Here is a 24,281-nt window from a genome sequence, read left to right on the forward strand (position 1 = left end):
TCGGCCGGACGTCCCGCGCGCCGCGATCGTCGACCCGGGTCAGCGTCCGGGGAGCAGCCGGGCCAGGGCCGCGGTGACGCCGCAGAAGGCCATGACCGGGATCAGGGACGTCCGGAAGGCGTCCGATATGTCGCCCGCGCCGTAGAAGACGATGCCGACGAGCGCCACGCCGAGGGCGTTGCCGACCTGCTGCGCGGTGGACAGGACACCCGCGGCCGAGGCGGCGTGGCGGTCCGTGACGCCCGACAGGACGAGCGACGACAGCGGCGCCAGCACGAAGCCCATGCCCGCGCCGGCGAGCGCCAGACCCGGGACGAGCCATCCGACGCCGTCCCCGAGGGCGGCGATCAGCAGCAGGCAGCCGCTCGCCTGGACGGCCGCGCCGAGCGCGAGGACCTGCCGTCCGAGGCGGGCGGCGACGGCGGTGGCCCGGGTGGACGCGGCGAAGTATCCGGCGCCCAGCGCGACGAACAGCAGGCCCGACTCCAGCGCGCTCAGCCCGCGCCCCTGCTGCAGGTAGAGGGCCAGGTACAGGAAGAAGGACGCCAGGGCGAGCGTGTAGGCGAGCGCGAGGACGCTGCCGACCCGGAACGCGCGCTCGCGGAACAGCGCGGGCGCCACCAGCGGCGCGCCGCCGCGCCGGTCGAGCAGGCGCTGGTGGAGCGCGAACGCCGCCAGCAGGACGGCCGACGCCGCGAGCGAGGCCCATGTCCAGGCGGGCCAGCCCAGCCGGCGGCCCTCGATCAGCGGCAGGACGAGGGCGACCAGGCCGAGCGTGGCCAGCAGGGTTCCGGCGGCGTCCAGGCGGGCGCCCCGGGTGCCGCGCTGGGCCGGGACGGTCCGGCGGACCAGCGCCAGCGTGACCAGCCCGACCGGGACGTTGATCAGGAAGATGCTGCGCCAGCCCGTCCCGAACAGGTCGGCCTCGATGAGCGCACCGCCGATGAGCTGCCCGAACACGCCGCCGAGTCCGAGCGCCAGCCCGTAGGCGGTGAACGCCCGCGCGCGCCGCTCCCCGGTGAAGGCGCCGTTGATGATGCCGAGGACCTGCGGCATGAGCAGCGCGGCGGCGATCCCCTGCACGACCCGCGCCGCGATCAGCGAACCGGGCGACGGGGCGAGCCCGCACGCGAGCGACGCGGCGGTGAACGCCGCCAGCCCGAGGGCGTACATCCGGCGGCGTCCGAACAGGTCGCCGAGCCGTCCGCCAGTGATGAGCCCGCCGCCGAGCGCCAGCCCGAACCCGGCCACCACCCACTGGATCGCGGTGGTCCCCGCCCCCAGGTCGGACTGAATGTCGGGGATCGCCACGTTGACGATGAAGAAGTCGAGTGTGGTGATGAATATGCCGGTGAGCAGGACGAGCAGCGTGCCGGTGGACGCGTCGCGCGGACGTGCGTTCGCCCGTGGCCCGGCGGCCGGAATCGTGGTGTGCGGCATGGTCTCCCCCAGATCGTCGCCTGCCCTACGACGATCGCGTACCGCCCCCCGGACAGGCGATAACGCCTGAGGTAATGCCGGACGGGGACGTCCGCAGAGTGGTGTTTAGCCGGCGCCTAATTCGGTTGTGGGGTGGATGGCGGCGATCTAGCGTCGCGTCGTATGGACGGGGCTGTGCGTTTGCTCGGGATCGATGACCTCGCGGCCTGTCAGCGGCTTGCCGAAGACCGCGAGTGGGGGCCGGAGGACCGCAAGTGGCGGTTCCTGTTCTCGGTGGGCGACGTCTACGCGGTGGACGACGAGAACGGGGAACTCGCCGGGACAGTGGTGTCGGCCCCATACGGCAAGGACGTCGCGGCCATCAGCATGGTGCTCGTCGCCAAGCGTTTTGAGCGGCGCGGCCTCGGCGGGCGGTTGATGCGTTACGTGATGGAGAACGCGGGCACTGCGAGCCTCTGCCTGACTGCCACGGAGTACGGGCGTCCCCTGTATGAGCGTCTGGGGTTCCGGTCTGTGGGGAAGTGCACGACGTATACGGGCGTGTCGGACGGGCCGTCCAGGCGTGGTGTGTCCGTGCCGGTGAGGACGGAGGACATGGTCGGCGTCCATGAGCTCGATACCGAGGTGTTCGGCGCCGACCGGTCGCGGGTGGTCGAGGGCCTGCCTGCGTTCTGCGAGACGTTGCGGGTCGTCCGGGACGAGGGTGGTGTGGTGGGCTACGGCGGCGCGTGGTGGAACGACGGCCGGGCCGTCGTCGGTCCCGTCATCGCGCGGGACGACGAGACCGCGCTCGCGCTGGTGGACGAGGTCGTCCCCGAGGGCCCGATACGGCTCGACATCGACCATCGGCACCCGGAGCTGGTCGCGTGGGCGGAGGCGCACGGCCTCCGCCCCGCGTTCACCACCACGATCATGGAGTACGGCGCCCCGGTCGCGAACGACCCGTCCCGCCGCTACCTTCCGGTCGCCCAGGCGCTCGGCTGACGGTCAGGGCAGCGCGTACCGGACGATCTTCTTCCAGGTGCTGGTGACCTGCTTCGACAGCGATCCCGTGTGGTACGGCAGGTCGTACTTGTCGCACAGTTCGCGGATGCGCGGGGCGATCTGCCCGTACCGGTTGCTCGGCATGTCGGGGAACAGGTGGTGCTCGATCTGGTGGCTGAGGTTGCCGGTCATCAGATGGAACAGCGGCCCGCCCGAGATGTTCGCCGAGCCGTGGACCTGCCGGACGTACCACTCGCCCCTGCTCTCGCCGTCGAGCCGCTCCTCCTCGAACACCTCGACGTCGCCGGGGAAGTGCCCGCAGAAGATGATCATGTGGGCCCAGACGTTGCGGGCGATGTTGGCGGTGAAGTTCGCGGCCAGCGTGGACAGGAACTGCGGGCCGCTGAGCAGCGGGAACGCCAGGTAGTCCTTGCCCCACTGACGGCCGATCTTGCGTCCGATCCGGCGCAGCTTCGCCTTGGTGACGTCCGCGTCGGCCGTCCCCGCCCGGATCGCGTCGAGCTCCAGGTCGTGCAGCGCCACCCCGTACTCGAAGAACATCGCCAGCAGCAGGTTGTAGAGCGGCTGCGGGAGGTAGGCGGGGCTCCACTCCTGCTCGGGCGCGACGCGCAGGATGCCGTAGCCGACGTCGTTGTCCTTGCCGAGGATGTTCGTGAACGTGTGGTGGACGAAGTTGTGCGAGTGCTTCCACTGCTCGGCGGGGGAGACGTTGTCCCACTCCCACGTCGTCGAGTGGATCTTCGGGTCGCGCATCCAGTCCCACTGGCCGTGCATGACGTTGTGCCCGATCTCCATGTTCTCCATGATCTTCGCGACGGCGAGCGTCGCGGTCCCGGCGACCCAGGCGGGCGGCAGCGAGGACGCCATCAGCAGCGTCCGGCCGGCGATCTCCAGGCCGCGCTGCCAGCGGATCACCCGGTGGATGTAGTCCGCGTCGCGCTCGCCGAGATCGGACATGATCTCCTCGCGGAGCGCGTCCAGTTCGGCGGCGATCGTGTCGTGGTCGGCGGTCGTCAGATGGTCGGTCATGGGTCTGTCCCCCAAAAGCGTCAGAGGTCGATTTCGACGGGGCCGGCGGCGGCCGAGACGCAGGTCTGGACGATCTCGCCCTCCTCGCCGTGCACCCTCCCGGTGCGCAGGTCGCGGACCTCGCCGGAGCGCAGCCGGCCGACGCAGCCGTAGCAGATGCCCATCCGGCACTCGCTCGGGAGCAGCGCCCCGGCGTCCTCCCCGGCGACCAGGAGCGGCGTGCTCCCGTCGGCGTCCGCCTCGACGCCGCTCCGGGTGAAGGTGACGCGCCCGCCCTCGCCGCCGCCCCGCAGGACGGTCCGGAAGCGCTCGGCGCGCAGCCTCTCCCCGGCCCCGGCGGCGCGCCAGAACGCGGTGAGATCGTCCAGCATCCCGCCGGGGCCGCAGGCCCACGCCTCGCGCTCCGCCCAGTCCGGGCAGAGGCCCGGCAGTTCGGACGGTTCGAGCCGCCCCCCGCCGGACGTGTGCCGCTCGTGCAGCCGCACCCCCGGCATCGCGCGGAGTTCGGCGCCGAAGATGACGTCGCCCGCCGTCCGGTCCGAGTGCACCACCGCGATGTCGCCGGCGGGGGCGCCGCCGGCGGTGAGGTGGCGGAGCATGGCCATCACCGGGGTGATCCCGCTGCCCGCCGTGATGAACAGCAGCTTCGGCGGGAGGTTCGCGGGCAGTGTGAACTCGCCGTCCGCCTGCGCCAGCCGGACGAAGGCCCCCGGCCGGATCGCGTTGACGAGGTGCGCGGAGACGAACCCGTCGCGGGCGGCCTTCACGGTGACGGTGACGCGCCCGTCCCGCCGGGGCGGGGACGACAGGGAGAACGTCCGCCAGTGCCGGACGCCGCCGATGTCCACGCCGACCCTGACCCACTGGCCGGGCCGGTGCCCCCGCCACGTGCGGCCGGGCTTGATCACGAGGGTCGCCGCGCCCGGCGCCTCGTGCCGGACGGCCTCGACGCGTCCGCGCGGGTCGGCGGCCGACCACAGCGGGTCGACCAGGCCGAGGTAGTCCTCCGGGAGGAGCGGGGTGGTGAGGAGCCGGGCGGCCCGCCTGATCCGGCGGCCCGTCCCCGGCCGCCGCGCCGTACTGGTCACGATGCCTCCCCGATGGCGCTAACTTACGTTCGCGTAACCTACGGTCGCGTAGGGAGGAGGGGTCTTTCAAGGCGTTCCGCGCTAAAGCGACCAGCATCACACCATCGCACGATGTTCCATTCGGCGATGTAACGACAGAGGGCTCCAGCGCCTCTCTCATTCGTTTCTCACTCTCGCCTCACGAGAGCCACATGCGCGGCCAAGAGCCTCGTCTGCATGAATCGGCCGTTTCAACGCCGCGCACTCCTCGTCAACGGTGCGCTCGGCGTGCTGCTCGTCGCGGGCGCCGGCACCGCGTACCTCACCCTCTCCGACGGAGGGGACGGCGCCTCCGCGTCCACCCGGACCTCGCGTGCGGCGCGCGGGACGGTGGAGTCGTCGGTGTCGGCGTCCGGCTCGGTCGAGAGCGCCAAGAGCCGCTCCCTGGCGTTCGGCGCCTCCGGGACGGTCGCCAAGATCTACGTCAAGGCGGGCGAGAAGGTCTCGGCGGGCGAGGCCCTCGCCCGGCTCGACCAGACCGAGGCGCTGGAGAGCGTGAACGCCGCGAAGGCGAACCTGGCCGTCGCCGCCAAGGGCGACACCACGTCCGAGCAGGGCTACGCCGGGTACCTCCAGGCGAAGAACTCCTACAACTCCGCGCTGCGCACCTATCAGGGGACCGTCCTGAAGGCGCCGTTCGCCGGGACGATCACCGCCGTCAACGGGACGGTAGGCGGCGGTTCCGGCGGCTCGGGGACGAGTTCGAGTTCGGGCTCCGGCACGGGGACCGGCTCGGGCGGGTCGTCGCCGGGCGGTTCGGCGTCCTCTTCCTCAACGTCGTCGTCCTCGGCGAGCTCCGGCTTCATGGAACTCGCCGACACCAAGAACCTCCAGGTCGAAGGCGACTTCACCGAGGCGGACACGACCAAGCTGAAGGTCGGCCAGGCCGTCGCCGTCTCCTTCGACGCGCTCACCGGCAAGACCGCCACCGGCGAGATCACCGCGATCGGGCTGTCGCCGACGACCACCGACAACGTCGTGAAGTTCCCCGCGACGATCTCGCTCGGCGAGGTCCCGGCCGGGGTGCGGCTCGGCCAGACCGCGACCGTCGAGATCACCGTCGCCAAGGCGGAGGACGTCCTCTACGTGCCGAGCGCGGCGGTCAGGACGGCCGGCGGGCAGAGCACCGTGACCGTCGTCCGGAACGGCGCGCAGAGCACCGTCACCGTCGAGATCGGCGTCAAGGGAGACCAGGGCACCGTCCGCGGGACGAAGGGCGAGGACGGCGCGCTCACCGCGACCACGGTGAGCGCGGGCCCGGGCCGCTGATCCGCGATCGAGGAGACCGATGAGAACGACCCGAACGACCCGAACGACCCGGGCACTCGGCGTGCTGGCCGCCGGCGGCGTGCTCCTGCTCAGCGCGGCCTGCGGGGGCGACGACGCCTCGGACGCGAAGCCGGGCGCGTCCTCGGGCCCCATGGCCGCGTTCCAGGCATGCCTGGAGAAACAGGGCGTGAAGATGCCCGGGGGCGGCCGGGGCGGCGACCCGTCGGGCCGTCCGGGCGGCAGGCCGTCCGGCGCTCCGAGCGGCGCGCCTGCCGAGCGTCCGAGCGGCGCGCCGTCGGGCCGTCCGAGCGGCGCGCCGTCCGACCGGCCGACCAGGTCGGCGGCGGAGGAGAAGGCGATGAAGGCGTGCGCGTCCCTGGCGCCGCAGCGCGGCGGCGGCCGCGGGGGACCGCCCGCAGGGAGCCCCTGACCTGAGGCTCCGGGCGGCCAGCCGGCCCACCCGACCGCCCGGACGCGCCGGCCCGACCCCGCCGGGCACGGCGCACGGATGGGCCCGCGCCGCACCACGCGGGCCCCATCTCCACCTCCCGCACCGGCACGGGTGGTGGCCTCCCGCGCCGTGCCGACGTAGCGTAGGCGGCGGCGTACGAGCCGCTATGACGAGACGGGGTCCAGGTGCGGGCAGCGAGGATCATCAGTGTGGCCACCGTGCTGGCACTGGCGATGACCACCGGATGCAGCGACGGCGACGGCGGCGAGAAGGAGACGGCGTCGGCGTCCAGCGTTCCGGCCGGGCTCGGATCGTTCTACGGCCAGAAACCGTCCTGGAAGAACTGCGACAACGGCTTCGAGTGCGCGACCGTCCAGGTCCCCTTGGACTACGCCAAGCCGTCCGGTGAGAAGGTCGGGATCTCCGTGATCCGGCTCCCGGCGGAGGACAAGTCCAAACGCATCGGCTCACTGCTCACCAATCCGGGCGGCCCGGGTGGTTCCGGGGTCGACTTCGCCCGGCAGGCGGCCCGGACGTTCGGCGACGACCTGCGCCGCCGCTTCGACATCGTCGGCTTCGACCCGCGCGGCGTCGCCGCCAGCGACCCCGTCCGCTGCAACACGGGCCCCCAGCTCGACAAGTTCTTCGCCACCGACGCGTCCCCGGACGACCAGAAGGAAACGGACACCCTCGGCGCCGCCAGCGAGCAGTTCGCCCAGCACTGCAAGGCCAAGGCCGCCCGGGAACTCCCCCACGTCGGCACCGTCAACGCCGCCCGCGACATGGACGTCCTCCGCGCGGCCTTGGGCGACGAGAAACTCACCTACTACGGCGCCTCATACGGCACCTACCTGGGCGCCTTCTACGCCGAACAGTTCCCGAAGAACGTCCGCGCCCTCGTCCTGGACGGCGCCGTCGACCCCAAGCTCTCGTCCACCGAACTGCTGGTCGAGCAGGCGAAGGGCTTCGAGACCGCCCTCCGCGCGTTCGCCGAAGACTGCGTCAAATCGGGCAACTGCCCCTTCGGCGACACCGCCGACGCCGTCATCGCCAAGATCTCCTCCTTCCTCTCGGCCACCGACAAGAAGCCGCTGCCCAACACCCGCGACTCCCGCAAGGTCACCGAATCCCTGGCCGTCATGGGCATCGCCAGGTCGCTCTACGTCAAGCAGTACTGGCCCGTCCTGCGCCAAGCCCTCACCCAGGCGATGCAGAGCTCCGACGGCACCCTCCTCCTCGCCCTCGCGGACGACATGGTCGAACGCAAGCCCAACGGCACCTACAGCAACCAGTCCGACGCCAACATGGCCGTCAACTGCGTCGACAAGCCCAACCCGCCCGACCTCGCCGCCTACGGCAAGTACGCCGACCAGGCCGAGAAGGTCGCCCCCCGCTTCGGCCCCTTCGTCGTCTGGGGCGGCCTCCCCTGCGTCTACTGGCCCGTCCAGACCAAGCAGGCCCCGAAACCCGTCACCGCCAAGGGCGCGGCCCCCATCCTGGTCATCGGAACCGTCCGCGACCCCGCCACGCCCTACAAGTGGGCCGAGAGCCTCGCCGGCCAGCTCTCCAGCGGCGTCCTCCTCACCTTCAACGGCGACGGCCACACCGCCTACCTCCAGGGCAACGCCTGCATCACCAAGGCCACCGACAACTACCTGATCACCACCGACCCGCCCAAGGACGGCACCACCTGCGGCTGAAACGCGTGCACACCCACCCCGAACACCCGGTAGACTTGTCCCGCCGTGCCCCGCACGGCGCGCCGCCTTAGCTCAGTCGGCAGAGCGATTCACTCGTAATGAATAGGTCATCGGTTCGATTCCGATAGGCGGCTCCCACGTCAAAGCCCTCTTGCGATCTTCGCAAGAGGGCTTTTGTCAACGGGCCTGCTAACAGCAGCGTCTACGCCGCTTTGTCCATGACCCGAGCGAACACGTCCGCCGCCGATACACGGCGCGGCTGGATGCCGCATAGGCGAGCGTACATGGAGCGTTTTTGCAGCAAACTCCGGTCGTGCACGCGACATGATCGCCTCCCGGATCCCCCCCGCGCCCGTCACCGGTGTCGGTGGTGGGTGCTCGCCGGGCGCCGATCTGATTTTCCCAGTGAACACTGGCATCTTTTTGGTTGGGCCCGCATGATGTCGGGCATGAGATCTTTTTCCGTCCGGCTGGCCGTCGCGGCCGCCGCGGTCGTCGCTCTGGCTCCTGTGTCCGCCGTCCACGCCGAGCCGGTGCCCGCTGTGTTCAAGGACGTCCCGCTGCCCTTCCTGTGGCCGACTGCGGGGGTGCGCAGCGTCGCCGCCGTCTCCGACACCGAGGCGTGGATCAGCGGACGCCAGGGGCAGGTCGGTGAGAGCGCCGGCAACCCGGTGGTGCGTCACCGGGTGGGCTCGCAGTGGAAGGAGTATCCGCTCAACGGCTGGTCCGGCAACGGCGGCGTCTGGGAGGTCGTCGCGCACGGCGGCGAGGTCTGGGTCAGGGGGGTCCAAGGCGGGGAGAAGATCTATCTGGCGCGGTTCGACGGCACGGCGTTCCAGCCGGTCGCTCTGCCGCCCGATATCGCCTACGCCTACTACACCCGACTGTGGGCCGGCCCGGCCGGGGTGTGGCTCCAGGTCGAAGTGGAAGGCCCGACTGAGGGCAAAAACGTGATCGCGCTGTACCGCCGTGTTGGGAATGCCTGGCAGGCCGACCCCGTCGCGGGCTCGATGCAGGACGGGCTGGGGGACCTCCAGGCGCGCAGCGCCACCGAGGCATGGGCCGGAGGCTGCCGCTACAACACCGCCGAACACCGCCAGGAGTCGGTGGCCCTGCGCTGGAACGGCTCTGCCTGGACGACGCTGCCCACGCTCCCCACCGACCGCTGCGTCATCAGCGTCGCGCCCGCCGCCGACGGGACGGTCTGGGCGCTCACCTGGGACACCCTGTACCGCTGGGACGGTCAGACGTGGACCGCTGTCCCCGCCGTTGGTGTCTTCGAGGGCTACGGCAAGAAGGTGCGGCTGGACAAGGACGGCGATCCGCTCGTGGTCCTCAGCCACGAGTTCCTCTACGGCCCCGCGCCGCTCCTGCGCTACACGGGCGGTGCATGGCAGACGTTCGCCGTCCCGAGCGAGACATGGGTGCACGACGTCTCCGTCGCGCCGAGCGGCCGGATCTGGGTGACGGGGACCAAGTGGGTCAACGCGCCCGTGGTGCTCACCGCCCCCTGACGGTAGGCGGATTCGCACTGCGGGAAAGGCCGGACGCCTCCGTCGCTGAGATGGAGGCGTCCGGGCTCGCCTGGGTCAGGCTTTGGCGGTGGTCACGGTCTTGCCGAGCGCGCCGCCCTTGGCCCACGTCGCGAAGGGCAGCTGCCAGTAGCCCCAGCCGTTCGTCCACTGGAGGTTGCGCTTGGTGCCGGTGATCTTCACGAGGTCGCCGCGGTAGGACCAGTGGAAGAACCACTGCGCGTCGGAGGCGGGGGAGCGGACGCAGCCGTGGCTGCAGTTGCGGTTCCCGAGGCAGGACGGGTCGTCCATGTTCTGGTGGATGTACTCGCCGCTGTTGGAGATGCGCGTCGCCCACGGGACCTTCTCGTCGTACCAGCCGGGGTCGCCCTTCTTCTTGCCCGGCGGGCGCATGCGCTCCAGGCGGACGTGGTCCATGGTGAGGTGGACGCCGCTGGTGGTGAGCAGGTGGTCGACGCCGTCGCGCTGGACGTCGCCGCCGGCGCCGAGGCTGATCCCCCAGGTGCGGACGGTGCGGCCGTTCTTCTTGACGACGAGCCGGTGGGTCTTCGCGTTGATGTTGACGGTGTGGGAGTCGCCGACCTTGAAGGTGCGGGTGACGTCCTTGTCGCCGAAGACGTCGGCGCCGATCCGCAGGCCCGCGTAGTGGACCTTGACGGTGACGCGCTGGCGCGGCTTCCACGGCTGCTTCGGGCGGAAGACGATCGACGGCAGGCCGTTGAAGGACTCGCCGGCGCTCAGCCAGCGCCAGGCGCCCTCGGTCGGCGTGGTCGAGGAGATCTCGATGGCGCGCTCGATGGCGGGCTTGGCCTTCTCCGGGACGGCCTTGTTGAACTGGACGAAGACGGGCATGCCGGTGCCGACCGTCTCGTTCTCGCTGGGCACGACGTTGTTGACGCGGGTGGCGGCGGTGGCGCGGCTGGTGCGGAACGCGCTGGACGCGGTGGTCGACTTGCCCTTCGCGGACGTCGCCGTCGCCGACACCTGGTACTGGCCGCCGGGCTGGAGCGTCCACGCCGTGCGCCACTTGGTCTTGTCGGCGGACAGGGTGCCGGGGACGGCGGCGCCCCTCAGCTTCACCGAGACGCTGCCGAGCGTGCCGCCCGCGGCGGTGACCGTCACGCCCTGGTCGGGACGCGCCTTGCCGTTGCCGTTCGCCGGAGTGATCGTCACCTGGGGCGTGCCGTCGTCGCCGCCCTTCGCGGTCGTCCCGCCGGTCTGGCCACCGCCGCCGCCGCACGCGGTCGCCAGCCCCAGGACCAGCGCCAGCACCATGGCCTGTCCTCGCACCGTTCTCCTTCAACAGCCCGCCCGTCCCGCGCGTCGCGGGACCGGCAACAAGATCGCTTACGGAACGGCCTTTTATTCCCGTCCCGTCCGGAGGCGGGGCGGCCGGTGGCGGCGTCCGATCACGTAGGACGTCCATCGTCCCCCGAAGGTTCGCCTCCGGTGGCCGATTCGGGGGATCTTTCGTGGTCCGCTGACGGTCGGGGCGCTCCGTCGATCTTCTCTTCAAGACTGTGCTGGGCTCGGTTAAAAGCGGCCGTCCACGCGCTGACCTGTTGCGATGCTGGTCCGTGGCCGCCCGCGACGGCCCCGCGGAGTCACCTCGCGGTGAGTTCTTGGCTGTGAAGGGACGCGCGATGAGAGCCCAGGGGCTGAGTCCTTCGATCGACTCGGGCGCCGGCCCCGCCGATCCTCTGCCGGCGGACGTCGCCGTCCTCGTGCCGTCCGGTCGCGGCGCGCGGACGCTGGCCGGGGTGTGCCCGGCGTGCGTCGCCGTCGTGGACGGCTGGTCGATGGCCGTCGGCGTCTCCATCTCGCGGGGCGGCGTCCTCGCGGGCCTCGCGGCCCTGGCCGTCGTCGTGTGCAACGCGTCCGGCGGGCTGTACCGGACGCGCCGCAGCCCGTCGCTGCTCGCCGACGCCCCGCCGCTGCTCGCCCGGACGCTCGTCGTCGCCGCGGTCGCGGCGGTGCTGCTGCCGCACCCGGTCGCGGCGCTGCTGTGGGCGGCGGCGGTGTCGGCGGCGATGTCGCTCGGCTTCCGCGCCTTCATGAACACCGCCGTCCGGACGTTCCGGTGCCGCCGCGCCCGGCCGCGTCCGGCGCTCGTCGTCGGGACGGGCGGGACGGCCGCGCACATGGTCGGCATCCTGCGGGACCGGGGCGAGTTCGGGCTGTCGGCGGTCGGGCAGGTGGCGGCGGGCGGCCCCGCGTCCGCCCCGGTGCTCGGCGAGACCGTGCTTGGGGAAACGGTGCTCGGCGAGACGTCCGACCTTCCCGCGCTCGTCGAGGAGCACTCGGTCGGCACCCTGGTCGTCGTCGCCGAGGACGTCCACCCCGACCAGCTGGACGCGGTGCTGCGCATCTCGTTCGGGCTGCCGTGCGAGACGCTGCTCGTCCAGCCGCCGTCGGACGTGGTGCCGGTGGCGCCGGAGCGGCGCGAGTACCTCGCCGGGCTGCCGTGCGCGCGGGTCGACTGGCGGCTGCGCGACCCCGCCGCCCGGCGCGCGAAGCGGGCGCTCGACCTCGCGGTGGCGTGCCTGCTGCTGGTCGTGGCCGCGCCGCTGCTCGCCGCGTGCGCGCTCGCCGTGCGGATCGAGGGCGGTCCCGGCGTGCTGTTCCGGCAGCGGCGGATCGGGCGCGGCGGCGAGGAGTTCGTGCTGCTGAAGTTCCGGACGCTGAAGCCGGCGGACGAGGAGGAGTCCGACACCCGCTGGACGGTCAAGAACGACGCGCGGATGGGACGGGTCGGCCGGTTCCTGCGCGACACGTCGCTGGACGAGCTGCCGCAGCTGTGGAACGTGGTGCGCGGCGACATGAGCCTCGTCGGGCCGCGCCCCGAACGCCCCCACTTCGTGGAGCAGTTCGCCCGCACCTGCCCCGGCTACATGCTGCGGCACCGCGTCCCGGTCGGGATGACGGGGTGGGCGCAGATCCACGGGTTCCGCGGCGACACGTCCATCGAGCTGCGGGCGCGGCTCGACAACCACTACATCGACCACTGGACGTTCGGCGGCGACCTGAAGATCCTGCTGCTGACCGCCCGCGCGATGCTCTGCCGGGACGCCGGATGACGGTCGCCCCCGCGGCGGCGGCCGTGCCGCTCGCCCCGCGCCGGCTTCCGCGCCGGCTTCCGCGGCGGCCGAGCTGGCTGGTCGCGGCGGCGGTGGCGAGCGTCGGGATCCCGCCGGGTTCGGCGGCGTTCGGGCCGGGCGTGCAGGTCACGGCCGGGGACGTCGCGAGCGGCGCGCTCGTGCTGGTCGCCGTGTTCCTGCTGGTGACCGGGCGGGCGCGGATGCCGCGCGCGGCGTTCCTCGCGTTCGGGCCGCTGGTGGCCGGGCTCGGGATCAGCACCGTGCACTCGGCCGACATCGGGACCAGCATGGCCGGGTTCGTCCGCGATCTGCAGGTGTTCGTGCTGGTGCCGCTCGCCGTCGTGCTGCTCGTCCGGGACCGCCGCGACCTCGCGATCGTGTTCTCCGCGCTGCTCGGGCTCGGCCTCGCGGAGGCCGGGTACGGGATCTGGCAGTCGGTCACCGGCAACGGCGCGTCGATGGGCGGGCAGAGCATCCGGGCCGTCGGCACGTTCGGCGCCCTCGACGTGATGGCGATGTCGATCGTCGTCGGGTTCGCGTTCCTGGTCCTGACCGCGTTCGCGCTGGCCGCGCCCGGCCGCGCGGCGGCCGTCCTCCCGGCGGCGGCCGGGCTCGCCGTGCCCGCCGCGCTGGCCGGGCTCGGCGTGCTGGCCGCCGCGCTCCTGCTCGCGCTCAGCCGCGGGACGTGGCTCGCGCTCGGCGCCGCCGCCGTCCTCGTCCTGGTGCTGTTCGACCGGTGGACGGCCGTCAAGGTGCTGATCTGCTGCGCCGCGCTGCCGGTGGTGATGGCGGCGGTCGCGGGCGGCGGCGGGCAGGCGGTCGTCGAGCGGTCCAAGTCGATGGCCGCCTCGGTCAGCGACCCCGACCAGTCGGTGGACGACCGGTACAACCTGTGGGCGGCCGCCGTCCGCATCTGGGAGGACCACCCCGTCGCGGGCGTCGGGGTGAAGAACTTCGCCGCCTACCGCGACACCTACGCGACGATCGAGCTGTCGTCCGGCAGCGAGACCGCCGACCCCGTCAACGGGTACGCGCGGCAGCCGCTGCTGTCGCCGCACAACGAGTACCTGGTGTTCCTGTCCGAGCAGGGCGTCGTGGGCCTCGCCGGGTTCGGCGCGCTGATCGCGGTGCTCCTCGCCGGGCTGTGGACGCGCCGCGCCTTCCGCGACCCGCTGTGGCTCGCGAGCGCCGCGCTGGCGGCCTTCCTGCTGATCAACTTCGTGTACGCGGACCTGGGCGGGCCGACGTGCGCGCTCACGGCCGTGGTCGTCGGCGCCGTCGCGGCGCGGGCGTTCGGGGCGGTGCGCGGATGACCGGCGGCGGGATGAACTCCGTCGGCCGCGCCGCCGCGCTGTCGGGCGTGCTCATCGCCGCGGGCACCGCGCTCGGGTTCGCGCGCGACCTCGTCATGGCGCACATGTTCGGCGCCAGCGGCAGCACCGACGCGTTCCTCGTCGCCTGGACGATCCCGGAGACGGTGTCGCCGCTGCTCATCGAGGACGCGATGGCGCTGCTCATGGTCCCCGTCGTCACCCGGCTGCTCGCGCGCGGCGACGGGCTGCGCCCGCTCGCCTGGTCGGCGCTGCCGCGCATGGTGCTCGGCCTGTCGCTGGTCACGCTCGCGCTCGTGGTCGCCGCCCCGGCCGTGGTGGACGTCCTGGCCCCCGGCCTGGACGCGGACGGCGCGGCCGTCCAGTGCGTCCGGCTGACGGCGGTCACCGTGGTGACGTTCGGCGTCGCCGGCTTCATGAGCGCGACGCTGCGCGCCCACCACGTGTTCGGCCCGCCCGCCGCCATCTACCTCGCCTACAACGTCGGCATCCTCGCGCTGATCGGGGGCCTGTCCGGCCTCGTCGGGATCACCAGCGCGGCGGTCGGCGTCGCCTGCGGCAGCCTCCTGATGGTCGCGGTCCAGGCCCCGGCCTTCGCCCGCTGCCTGCGCGCCTCGCCAGCCTCGCCCGCCTCGCCCGCCTCCGCGTCCGGCTCGTCCGGGCGGGTGGACGTGCGGCTCGGGCTCGCGGCGGTGGCGCCGGTCGTCGTCTACACGGTGACGCGGCAGGCGCAGGTGTTCGTCGAGCGGTTCCTCGGCTCCGAGCTGGCCGTCGGGTCGATCTCGCACCTGAACTACGCGCAGAAGGTCGCGCAGGTCCCGATGGTGCTGTCGCTGCTGATCGTCACGGTGACGTTCCCGAGGCTCGCGCGGGCCTCCGCGGACGGCGACACCTGGCAGGTCGCTCGCCGCATCCGGCAGGACCTCGTCATCGCGAGCACGGTGGTGCTGGCCGCCAGCGCGTTCCTCGTCGCGTTCGCGCCCACCCTCATCAGGGTGCTGTTCGAGCACGGCGAGTTCACCGCCGCCGACACGGCGAGCACCGCGTCGATCATGCGGGTCTACGCGCTCGGCCTGTGGGGGCAGTCGGCGGTCGGCCTCGCCGCCCGCGCCTTCTTCGCGCAGCGGCGGCCGACGTGGCGCCCGGCGCGGGTCCTCGGCCTGGGCCTCGCCGTCACCGCCGCGGCCGGCGCCGCGTTCGCCGCGTCCGCCGGGACGCCCGCGCTCGCCGCCGCCAACGCCGCCGGGATCACGCTCGCCGCCGTGCTGCTGCTCGGCGGGCTGCGGCGCGGCATCGCGCCGGTCTCGCCGCGCCGGATCGCCGCCGACGTGTCCCGGCTGATGCTCGCCGCCGCCGGAGCCTGCGCCGCGGGACTGCTCGTCGCGCACGCCGCCGCCGGGACGCCGGCGCTCGTCCAGCTCGCCGGGGGCGGGCTCGCGACCACCGCCGTGTTCATGGTCCTCGCCGCCCTGGCGGGACCCGACCTCGTTGCTCCATGGATCGCTATGCGGTCGCGCCGCAGCGTGCGCGGCCGGACCGAATCGGGGGACACCAGTGAGCCAGCCGACAGAACCCGCAAGAACGACCCGGCCCGCCAGGACGGGCGGGGCGAACCGCCCGGCGGAGGAGGTCCGGCCGGTGCCGCTGGTGCTGATGTACCACTCGGTCGACCACGCGGATGAGGACCCGCACCTGGTGACGGTGTCGCCCGCGCGGTTCGAGCGGCAGCTCGCCTGGCTGCGGGCGCGCGGCCTGCGCGGCGTCGGCATGGCCGAGCTGCTGGACGCGCACGCCGCCGGCCGGGCGCGCGGCCTCGTCGGGATGACGTTCGACGACGGCTACGCCGACTTCGCGACGCGGGCCGTCCCCGCGCTGCTGCGGTACGGGTTCGGCGCGACCGTGTACGTCGTGTCCGGGCGGATCGGCACCTACAACGCGTGGGACGACGGCCCCCGCAAACCGCTCATGACGGCCGACCAGATCAGGACCGTCGCCGGCGCCGGGATGGAGGTCGCCTCGCACGGCCGCCACCACGTCTCCCTCCCCGGGACGGACGACACCGAGCTGCGCGAGGAGCTGGAGGAGAGCCGCGCCGTCCTGGAGGACATCGTCGAGGCGCCCGTCACCGGCTTCGCCTACCCCTACGGGCACGCCACCGCCCGCGAGGTCGAGGCGGTGCGCGCCGCCGGATACGACCACGCGTGCGACATCCGCCCCGAGGAGCCGTCCCGGCACGCGCTGCCCCGCGCCTACATCGGCGACCGGGACGGGCCGCTGCGGCTGCGGGTCAAGCTCCTCCGGCACGAGCTGCGCCGCCGGAGCCGCGTATGACCCGCGTCCTGCACGTCATCACCGGGCTGGAGCACGGCGGCGCCGAACGCCAGCTCGCGCTGCTGCTGCGCCATCTGCCGGTCGCCTGCGAGGTCGCGACGCTCACCCGGACCGGGACGCTCGGCGCGGAGATCCGCCGCACCGGCGTGCCCGTCCACGAGATCGGGATGCGCGGCAACCGGGACCTCTCGGGGCTGCCCCGGCTCGCGCGGCTGATCCGGCGCGGACGCTACGACGTCGTCCACACGCACCTGTACCGGGCGTGCGTGTACGGCCGGATCGCCGCCCGCCTGGCCGGGACCGCCCGCGTGATCGCGACCGAGCACTCGCTCGGCGTCGGGCACATCGAGGGGCGCGCGACGACGCGCGGCGTCCGGGCGCTGTACCGGGCGACCGAGCGGCTCGGGTCCGCGACCGTCGCGGTGTCGCCGGCCGTCGCCGCCCGGCTGCGCGGCTGGGGCGTGCCGCCGGGGCGGATCGTGGTGATCCCGAACGGCATCGACGCCGCCGCGTTCGCGTTCGACGCCGCGCGCCGCGCCGCGACCCGCCGCCGGCTCGGCATCGGCGCGGACGAACGCGTCGTCGGCGCCGTCGGACGGCTCGTCCCGACCAAGCGGTTCGACCTGCTGGTCGACGCCGTCGCGCGGCTGGACGGCGTCCGGCTGCTGCTCGTCGGCGCCGGGCCGATGCGCGGCGCGCTGGAACGGCTGGCGCACGACCGCGGCGTCCCGGTGGTCTTCACCGGCGGGACGTCGGACGTCCCGGGCGCGCTCGCCGCGATGGACGTGCTCGCCGCGCCGTCCGTCCAGGAGACGTTCGGGCTCGGCGTCCTGGAGGGCCTCGCCGCCGGGCTGCCCGTCCGCTACACCGCCTGCCCCGCCCTCGACGACCTCCCGCCCGGCGACGCCCCCGGCGCCCGCCGCCTCCCCACCGACGCCGGGATCTGGAGCGCGGAACTCGCGGGCGTCCTGCGCTCCCCGTGGGACCGGACGCGCGTGCCGCCCGTCGTCGCCCGCTACGCCATCGCCGAGCAGGCCGCGGAGCTGGCCCGGCTCTACTCGCCCGAGCCGGCCGCGCGCGGGGTCGTTCCACCGAGAGAAAGGGCTCAGGATGCCGCAACGTGACGCCAGGAGACGAAAGGGCGCGCTCGACGCCGCCGCCCGGCGGATGCGCCGGCCGCTCACCGGGTTCCTGCGGCGGTTCGGGCTGTCCGCCGCGTTCGTGCTCGCCGGGTTCCTCGGCGGGCTCGGCTACGCGCTGTTCGCGCCGACCACCTACACCGCGACCGCGTTCGTCCTCGTCGTGGAGGACGGCGGCGAATCCGGCCCGGCGGCGGTCAGCTTCGCGCAGGCGTTCGGGCGGCTCGCGCCGCTGCCGGAGACCCTCGCGAACTCCTCGCTCCCGCTGCCGGCGCACGCGGCCGGCGACACCCGCGAGCACGTCCAGGCGTCGACGTCGCCGGACACGCCGCTGATCCGGCTCGCCGGCAGCGCCCGGACGGGCCGGGACGCCGCCGCGTTCGCCAACGCCGCCGCCGACGCGCTCGTCCGGTACGGGACGCAGCACCGCGCCGACACCGGCGTGCGCGTCGCGCTGATGACGCTCGCCGAGCCGCCCGCCGAGCCGTCGTCGCCGAACCTGCCGCTCGGCGTCGCCGCCGGCACCGCGTCCGGCGTCCTGCTCGCCGGGCTGAGCGCCGCCGTCCTGAGCGGGCGGCGCGGCCGCCGGAGCGCGCCGGCCCGGCGCGCCGCGGTCCCCGCCCCGGCGGCCGCCGACCGGATGGAGGTGACGTCATGACCGCGATCGCGCCCGCCCGTCCCGCGACCCCGGCCGCCGAATGGTCGGTCGAGGTCCACCGGGACGAGCAGTCGCTCCTCGGCCTCGGCGACGAGCTGCGCGACCTGTACGACCGCAGCCCGGCCGCGACGCCGTTCCAGACCTACGAGTGGCTGAAGGCGTGGTGGGGCTGGTACGGGACGCGCGGGCGGCTGCGGCTCGTCCTCGTCCGGTGCCGGGGGCGGCTCGTCGCGGCGGCGCCGCTGATGGCGAGCGCCCGCTACGGGTTCCCGGTGCTGGTGCCGCTGGCCGGGGAGCAGAGCGACTTCAGCGACTTCCTCCTCGACCCCGTGTACGCGGACGGCGCCGTCCGGCACCTCACCCGGGCCCTGCTGGACGAGCGCGGATGCTGCGCGATCGACCTGCGCGAGGTCCGGCCCGGCTCGGCGGCGCACCTGGTCGCCGAGCGGTGGCCGCGCGGGACGTGGCGGACGCCCTCGTCGGTGTGCCTCGAACTCCCGGCCGGCGGCATCGACGACGTCCTCGGCCGGCTGCCGCGCCGCACCGCCGGGAAGATGCGCGCCAAACTCCGCAAGATCGACGTGCGCGGCATCACGGCCGAGAGCGTCCCGGCGGAGCGGGCGGCGGAGGCCGTCCACGCGCTGCTGGAGCTGCACGCCCGGCAGTGGGAGGGCCGCCCGATCAACCCCGAGCACACCCGGGCCCGGTTCCGCCGGCACCTGGCGGAGGCCGCGAGCGGGATGGTCCGCGACGGGCGCGCCGCCGTCCTGCAGTACCGGTGGGACGGCCGGCTCGTCGCCGGCGACCTCGTCCTCATCGGCCACCGGTACGTCGGCGCCTACCTGTACGGGGCGATCCCCGACCTGCGCGACTGCGTGGACGTCTCGCTGATGATGCTGCGGCAGAACCTCGCCATCGCGCGGGACCGGCACCGGCAGGGCGTCAGCCTGCTGCGCGGCGACGAGCCGTACAAGCTGAAATGGCGGCCGGCGGCCGTGCGGAACGAGCGGATCATCCTCGGCCGGTCGGCGCCGGCCGCCGCGTTCGCCGGCCTCGCCCGGACCCGCGGGTACCTGTCGGCCCGGCGGCACCGCGCGGAGGCCGGCCGTGGCTGAGCCGCTCCGCGTCCTGCACGTCAGCCAGCCCAACGCCGGCGGGGTCGCCGTCTACGTCGGGCAGGCGGCCATGGACCAGCGCAGGCGCGGCTGGGACGTGGCCGTGGCGTGCCCGCCGGGCGGCGACCTGCCCGAGCGGTGCATGGCGGCCGGGGTGCCGTGGCTCAACTGGGACGCCGCGCGCACCCCCGGCCCGCGGACCCTGCTGGAGTCCCTCGGCCTGCGCCGGGTGGTCCGGACGTTCGCGCCCGACGTCGTCCACCTGCACTCCTCGAAGGCGGGCCTGGCCGGGCGGCTGCTGCGCCGCCCGTGCGGCAAGCCCGTGATCTTCCAGCCGCACGGCTGGTCCTGGCTCGCCGCCACGGGACGGCAGGACGCCGCGAGCCGCCGCTGGGAGCGGCTCGCCGCCCGCTGGAGCGACGCGCTCGTCTGCGTCGGCGCGGGCGAGCTGGGCCAGGGCGCGGACGCGGGGGTGCGCGGCGCCTACCGGCTCGTCCGCAACGGCGTCGACCGGGACCGGTTCGCCCCGGCGGACCGGCGCACCGCGCGCACCCGGCTCGGGCTGGCCGCCGGTGTGCCGCTCGTCGTCTGCGTCGGCCGGGTGACCAGGCAGAAGGCGCAGGACGTCCTGGTCGCGGCGTGGCCGGCCGTCACCGCGCAGTGCCCGTCGGCGCTGCTCGCGATCGTCGGGGACGGCGAGGACCTGGCGCGGCTGCGGAGCGAGCGCGTGCCCGGCGTCCGGTTCGTCCCGCCGGTGGCGGACCCGCGCGACTGGCTCGCGGCGTCCAACGTCGTCGCCCTGCCGTCCCGGTGGGAGGGGCTGCCGCTGACCGCGCTGGAGGCCCTCGCGATGGGGCGTCCGATCGTCGGGGCGGACGTTCCCGGCCTCGCCGAGATCGTCGGGCCGGGGCTCGGCGCGCTCGTGCCCGTGGAGGATCCCGCGGCGCTCGCCGAGGAGATCGCCGCCCGGCTGCTGTGCCCCGGCACGGCCGAGCGGGAGGGACGAGCGGCGGCCGCCGCCGCGGCCGGCTACGACGTCACCGGGACGATGGCGCTGCTCGCCGCCGTCACCCGCGAGGTCGGCGGGTGCGGCGGGGCTCCGGAGATCGCCCTGGACGACGCCCGCGCGGTGTCCGGCGCGCCCGTCCACGCGGGCCTCGTCGGGGTCTCGGACGGTTTCTCCGGGGACGCCGGTTTGGCCGGGGTGGCCGGGGCGGCGGGAGCGGCGGGGCTCGCCGGCGGGGCCGTCACGCCGCCGAACAGCTCCCGGTAGGCGGCGGACGACCGCGCGTTCGCGCCGCACGACCAGACGCCGTGCGGGCAGTAGTCGGTGATCGACTGGTACACGACATCGTGCGACATGATCCAGTCGTGCATTCCCCGCACATAATCGGGGTTGTCGGAATTGCGGAACAGACCCCATTCGGGGAACGAGATCGGCTTGCCGTGCGCGGCGGCGAAATCGGCCTGCGCGCGCAGCCCGTACGGCTCGTCCACGAAATCGCCGAACGACTTGCCGGCCGGCTGGTCGTAGCTGTCGGACCCGATGATGTCGACGACGTCGTCACCCGGATAGCATTCCGGCCACGGGATCGCGTCCGGGCCCCGCGTCGGCGCGAAATCGAAACGGAAACGCGCGCCCTTGACCGACCGCATGGCCGTGGCGATACGCCGCCAGTACGCCTTCCACGCCTCGGGGTTCGCCGCGCACCGGCCGCCGTAGGACTCCCCGTTCATCTCCCAGCCGAGCACGATGACGGCGTCGCCCGCCTCGGCCGACACCAGGCGCCCGGCCAGGATCCGGTAGTGGTCGTCGAACGCGCCCGACGCGCCGCCGCGCAGCACCGAGCCGAGCACCGGCCCGGGGGCCGATATCTCGTTCGGCGCCACCATCGGCACGTTCACCACCAGCATGCGCCGCGGGTCGGCCGCCTTCCAGCGGGCCCACGGCCCGATCATCTCCCGCGGGCCCTCGATGCCCTGCCAGTCGTCGCCCGGCAGGTACGTGCGCCCGACCGTCACCGTCGAGCCGAGCCACTGCTGGAACCGCTCGACCCTGGCCACCCCCTCCGGACCCGAACCCAGAAATGCTCCTAAAGGAACATATGACTCCTTTTTCTGGATTGCCTGCGGTTGCGACCAGGTGGCCACCGTCGACGCGGTGACCGTCACCAGCATGGCGAAAGCCGCCAGAAGCACCGGGAGCGGACAGAAGGGAAGCGGCCTTTCCCGCCGCCGCCCGAATGGCCGCCCGGCTGAATGGATATCCGCAGCTCGCATGCGTATCGTATGCCCTTGGACGTGCGTCGCGAAAAAGCCGTACGGACAGATCAAGCAGAGAATTTACGTTAGGAAGGTTGTTGTGCGCCACCATCCCTGGGAATGCGCCTGAAGACATGTTCTTCGACACCCGGACCCCACCGCGGACGCGCCTCGATCCCGGCCTTCCCGTCCTGCTGCTGCGCACCGACCGCAACTTCTTCCACCACGGGACGCTCGCCGCGATCAGGAGCCTCGGCCGCGCCGGGGTGCCCGTCCACGCCATCATGGAGGGGCGCGCCAACCCCGCGTCCCGCTCCCGCTACCTGTACCGGGGGCATCCGTGGGCGCCGTCCGTCGAGCACCCGGCCGGCCTGCTGAGCCACCTGCGCGCGATCGGCGAGCGCATCGGCCGGGAGACGCTGCTCGTCCCGATGGACGACGCCGGCGCGATCTTCGTCGCCGAGCACGCGGACGCGCTGCGGCCCGGCTTCGTCTTCCCCCACCAGGACCCGGACGTCCCCCGCGGCGTCGCCGACAAGGCCCGGCTGCGGGACGCGTGCGAGAAGTACGCCGTCACCTGCCCGCCGAGCCGGACGCCCGCGTCCGCCGCCGACGTCGACGAGGCCGCCGAGGCGCTCGGCCTGCCGCTGATCGCCAAGTGGGCGCGGCCCTGGCGGCTCCGCCCCGGGATGCGCAGCACCACGCTGGTCGGCACGCTCGGCGAACTGCACCGGCTGTTCGCCGCCACCCGCGACCGCGACCCGGACGGCGACGCCGGTCCGCTGATCCTGCAGCGCCGCATCCCGCCGTCCGGCGGCGACTGGTTCTTCCAGGGCTACTTCGACGCGAACCTCGACTGCCTGTTCGGCGGCGTCGGCCGCAAGCACCTCGCGCATCCGCCGCAGGCGGGGCACACGGTCGCCGGGGAATGGGTCGCCGCCGACGATCTCCAGCGGCTCGCGATCCGGATCGTCCGGCTGCTCGGCTGCCGCGGTCTCGTCGACCTCGACTTCCGCCTCGACGAGGCCACCGGCGGCTACCACCTGCTCGACTTCAACCCCCGGATCGGGGCCCAGTTCCGCCTGTTCACCGACCAGAACGGGCTCGACCTGGCCCGCGCCCTGCACCTTGACCAGTCCGGCCGCCGCGTCCCGGACGTGCGCCCGGCGCTCGGCCGCACCCTCCTGGTGGAGAACCACTTCCTCCAGCAGGCGGCCGGGCGCCCGCTGCTGCGCGCGGGGACCCTCCGCCCGCTGCGCGAGGCCGACGAGTTCGCCTGGTACGCCGCGGACGACCTGCCGCCCTTCCTCGCGATGGGCCGGCGGAGCGTGCTCCGCGCGGTCGAGCGGCTGCGGACCAGGTAACACCACAATCACAGGGGGGAATGAGACATGAGCGACTCGGCCAGCGACGTCGTGATCGCCGGCGCCGGGCCCTACGGCCTGTCGACCGCCGCGCACCTGAGCCACCTGGGGCTCGACATCCGGATCATCGGCGAGCCGATGCGGTTCTGGGAGGCGAACATGCCCGAGGGCATGTTCCTGAAATCCGAGCCGTTCGCGTCCAACCTGGGGTCGCCGCAGCCGGGGATGCGCTTCACCGACCTGCACCCCGGATGGCGGATCGGCCAGCCGATCCCGCTGGAGACCTTCATCGAGTACGGCCGCTGGTTCGCCGCCGAGGGCGTCCCGCTGCGCTCGGACGACCAGGACGCGCAGGTCGTGAACGTCGAGCGCGCCGGTCAGAACGGCCGCAACGGCTACGCCGTCACGCTGTCCACCGGCGAGACGATCACGGCCAAGGCCGTGGTGGTCGCGGTCGGCGTCGGGCCGTTCGCCCACATCCCGGACGAGCTGGCGGGCCTGCCGTCCTGGCTCGTCTCGCACTGCAGCGCCCACCGCGACCTCACCCTCTTCGCGGGCAAGGAGGTCGCCGTCATCGGCGCCGGGCAGTCCGCGCTCGAAACGGCGGTCCTGCTGGCCGACGCGGGCGCGCACCCGCATGTCATCGCCCGGCGGCAGCGGCTCGACTGGAACACCGTCCCCGAGGAGCGCCGCTCGCTGCGCGACCGGGTGCTCGGCGGGCCCCGCTCCGGCCTCGGCACCGGCTACCGCACCTGGCTGTGGGCCGAGCGGCCCGGCCTCGTCCGCTACCTGCCGGAGGGCACCCGCCGCCGGATCGTCCGCGAGACGCTCCCGCCCGCGGGCTCCTGGTGGCTGCGCGACCGGCTGGACGAGCGCGTCCGCGTCTCGACGGGCCGCCGCCCGGTGAAGGCCGCGGAGCTGGCGGACGGCATCGCGCTCACCACCGTCGACCGCTCCGGCGGCCGCGCCGTCACCGAGGTCGAGCACGTCATCGCCGCCACCGGCTACGTCCCGGACGTCGCCCGCCTCGGCATGCTCGCCCCGGAGCTGCGCGGCCGCATCACGACCCGCCTCGGCGCGCCGGTCCTCAGCCGCGACTTCGAGGCGTCCACGCCGGGCCTCTACTTCGCGGGCCTCGCCGCGGCCTCCACCTTCGGCCCCGTCATGCGCTTCGTGCACGGCGCCGACTTCGCCGCGACCCGCATCGCGGGCCACATCATCCGCCGGATGCCGCGCATGCGCCCGACGGCGGCCCGCCTGGCGGACGTCCTGGAGCCGAACACGACCCGCCAGTAGCGCCGAGCACACCGGCGACCGCCCGGCTCCCCTTCCGGGGAACGCCCGCCTCCGGATGCGGGCGGGACCGGCCGGAGCAGCCGAGCACGCGAGACGCGAACGCCCGCCGGCCCACCGGCGGGCGTTCGCGTCGG

General features: G+C 73.8%; 19 protein-coding genes, 1 tRNA gene and 1 pseudogene. 16 read left to right on the forward strand and 5 right to left on the reverse strand.

Translation table 11 applies throughout. From position 1 onward, the window contains the following. Positions 1-39: 39 nt before the first annotated feature. Positions 40-1,440, reverse strand: a complete 1,401-nt coding sequence (locus ACA511_RS19130) for an MFS transporter (RefSeq protein WP_375025743.1) — start codon at positions 1,438-1,440, stop codon at positions 40-42. A gap of 174 nt (positions 1,441-1,614) precedes the next feature. Between ACA511_RS19130 and ACA511_RS19135 the strand changes: the two genes are divergently transcribed. Beyond that, a complete protein-coding gene (locus ACA511_RS19135; protein WP_375025744.1) occupies positions 1,615-2,424 on the forward strand; it encodes a GNAT family N-acetyltransferase in 810 nt (269 codons plus the stop codon). A 3-nt stretch (positions 2,425-2,427) separates the two neighbouring features. On the opposite strand, the gene ACA511_RS19140 is transcribed toward ACA511_RS19135, so the two are convergent. Beyond that, on the reverse strand, positions 2,428-3,474 hold the full coding sequence (locus tag ACA511_RS19140; protein ID WP_375025745.1) for a fatty acid desaturase family protein: 1,047 nt from the start codon (positions 3,472-3,474) through the stop codon (positions 2,428-2,430). 20 nt (positions 3,475-3,494) lie between these two features. Then, positions 3,495-4,562, reverse strand: a complete 1,068-nt coding sequence (locus ACA511_RS19145; protein WP_375025746.1) for a ferredoxin reductase — start codon at positions 4,560-4,562, stop codon at positions 3,495-3,497. Positions 4,563-4,778: 216 nt separating this feature from the next. On the opposite strand from ACA511_RS19145, the gene ACA511_RS19150 reads away from it, so the two are divergent. From ACA511_RS19150 to ACA511_RS19170, 5 genes are all read left to right on the forward strand, one after another. After that, positions 4,779-5,870 (forward strand): efflux RND transporter periplasmic adaptor subunit, encoded by a 1,092-nt coding sequence (locus ACA511_RS19150; protein WP_375025747.1) that lies wholly within the window; start codon positions 4,779-4,781, stop codon positions 5,868-5,870. 19 nt (positions 5,871-5,889) lie between these two features. Continuing rightward, complete coding sequence (locus ACA511_RS19155) at positions 5,890-6,300, forward strand: hypothetical protein (protein WP_375025748.1); 411 nt, start codon at positions 5,890-5,892, stop codon at positions 6,298-6,300. A 230-nt stretch (positions 6,301-6,530) separates the two neighbouring features. Further along, positions 6,531-8,021, forward strand: coding sequence for an alpha/beta hydrolase (locus ACA511_RS19160; RefSeq protein WP_375025749.1), 1,491 nt, complete (start codon positions 6,531-6,533; stop codon positions 8,019-8,021). Positions 8,022-8,082: 61 nt separating this feature from the next. Beyond that, positions 8,083-8,155: transfer RNA gene (locus tag ACA511_RS19165), tRNA-Thr, on the forward strand. Between the two features lie 315 nt (positions 8,156-8,470). Beyond that, positions 8,471-9,535, forward strand: coding sequence for a hypothetical protein (locus ACA511_RS19170; RefSeq protein ID WP_375025750.1), 1,065 nt, complete (start codon positions 8,471-8,473; stop codon positions 9,533-9,535). Between the two features lie 75 nt (positions 9,536-9,610). Here ACA511_RS19170 and ACA511_RS19175 read toward each other — a convergent pair whose 3' ends face one another. Next, entirely contained in the window at positions 9,611-10,843 is a 1,233-nt protein-coding gene (locus ACA511_RS19175; RefSeq protein ID WP_375025751.1) for an Ig-like domain-containing protein, read from the reverse strand. Between the two features lie 353 nt (positions 10,844-11,196). On the opposite strand from ACA511_RS19175, the gene ACA511_RS19180 reads away from it, so the two are divergent. From ACA511_RS19180 to ACA511_RS19215, 8 genes are read left to right on the forward strand one after another with little or no spacing between them, the layout of a single operon-like run. Next, on the forward strand, positions 11,197-12,630 hold the full coding sequence (locus ACA511_RS19180; RefSeq protein WP_375025752.1) for an exopolysaccharide biosynthesis polyprenyl glycosylphosphotransferase: 1,434 nt from the start codon (positions 11,197-11,199) through the stop codon (positions 12,628-12,630). Beyond that, complete coding sequence (locus tag ACA511_RS19185; protein WP_375025753.1) at positions 12,627-13,964, forward strand: O-antigen ligase family protein; 1,338 nt, start codon at positions 12,627-12,629, stop codon at positions 13,962-13,964. The genes ACA511_RS19180 and ACA511_RS19185 overlap by 4 nt, the downstream gene beginning before the upstream one ends. Beyond that, entirely contained in the window at positions 13,961-15,664 is a 1,704-nt protein-coding gene (locus tag ACA511_RS19190) for a lipid II flippase MurJ (RefSeq protein WP_375025754.1), read from the forward strand. The genes ACA511_RS19185 and ACA511_RS19190 overlap by 4 nt, the downstream gene beginning before the upstream one ends. After that, entirely contained in the window at positions 15,621-16,313 is a 693-nt protein-coding gene (locus tag ACA511_RS19195) for a polysaccharide deacetylase family protein (protein WP_375025755.1), read from the forward strand. Before ACA511_RS19190 ends, ACA511_RS19195 begins: the two co-directional genes overlap by 44 nt. Beyond that, a complete protein-coding gene (locus tag ACA511_RS19200) occupies positions 16,310-17,437 on the forward strand; it encodes a glycosyltransferase (protein ID WP_375025756.1) in 1,128 nt (375 codons plus the stop codon). The genes ACA511_RS19195 and ACA511_RS19200 overlap by 4 nt, the downstream gene beginning before the upstream one ends. Then, positions 17,424-18,110, forward strand: coding sequence for a Wzz/FepE/Etk N-terminal domain-containing protein (locus tag ACA511_RS19205; protein ID WP_375025757.1), 687 nt, complete (start codon positions 17,424-17,426; stop codon positions 18,108-18,110). Before ACA511_RS19200 ends, ACA511_RS19205 begins: the two co-directional genes overlap by 14 nt. Continuing rightward, complete coding sequence (locus ACA511_RS19210) at positions 18,107-19,225, forward strand: GNAT family N-acetyltransferase (RefSeq protein ID WP_375025758.1); 1,119 nt, start codon at positions 18,107-18,109, stop codon at positions 19,223-19,225. The genes ACA511_RS19205 and ACA511_RS19210 overlap by 4 nt, the downstream gene beginning before the upstream one ends. Next, complete coding sequence (locus ACA511_RS19215) at positions 19,218-20,498, forward strand: glycosyltransferase (protein WP_375025759.1); 1,281 nt, start codon at positions 19,218-19,220, stop codon at positions 20,496-20,498. Before ACA511_RS19210 ends, ACA511_RS19215 begins: the two co-directional genes overlap by 8 nt. Positions 20,499-20,788: 290 nt before the next feature. On the opposite strand, the pseudogene ACA511_RS19220 reads toward ACA511_RS19215, so the two are convergent. Continuing rightward, positions 20,789-21,505 (reverse strand): annotated as a pseudogene (locus tag ACA511_RS19220) (hypothetical protein); the annotation flags it as partial. Positions 21,506-21,621: 116 nt separating this feature from the next. Here ACA511_RS19220 and ACA511_RS19225 point away from each other — a divergent pair. Then, positions 21,622-22,851: an ATP-grasp domain-containing protein gene (locus tag ACA511_RS19225; RefSeq protein ID WP_375025760.1), complete on the forward strand. Its 1,230-nt coding sequence runs from the start codon at positions 21,622-21,624 to the stop codon at positions 22,849-22,851. Between the two features lie 27 nt (positions 22,852-22,878). Next, complete coding sequence (locus tag ACA511_RS19230; protein WP_375025761.1) at positions 22,879-24,147, forward strand: FAD-dependent oxidoreductase; 1,269 nt, start codon at positions 22,879-22,881, stop codon at positions 24,145-24,147. The last annotated feature ends 134 nt before the right edge of the window (positions 24,148-24,281 follow it).

This window comes from Actinomadura sp. GTD37 (assembly GCF_041951365.1).
Lineage (GTDB): Bacteria > Actinomycetota > Actinomycetes > Streptosporangiales > Streptosporangiaceae > Spirillospora.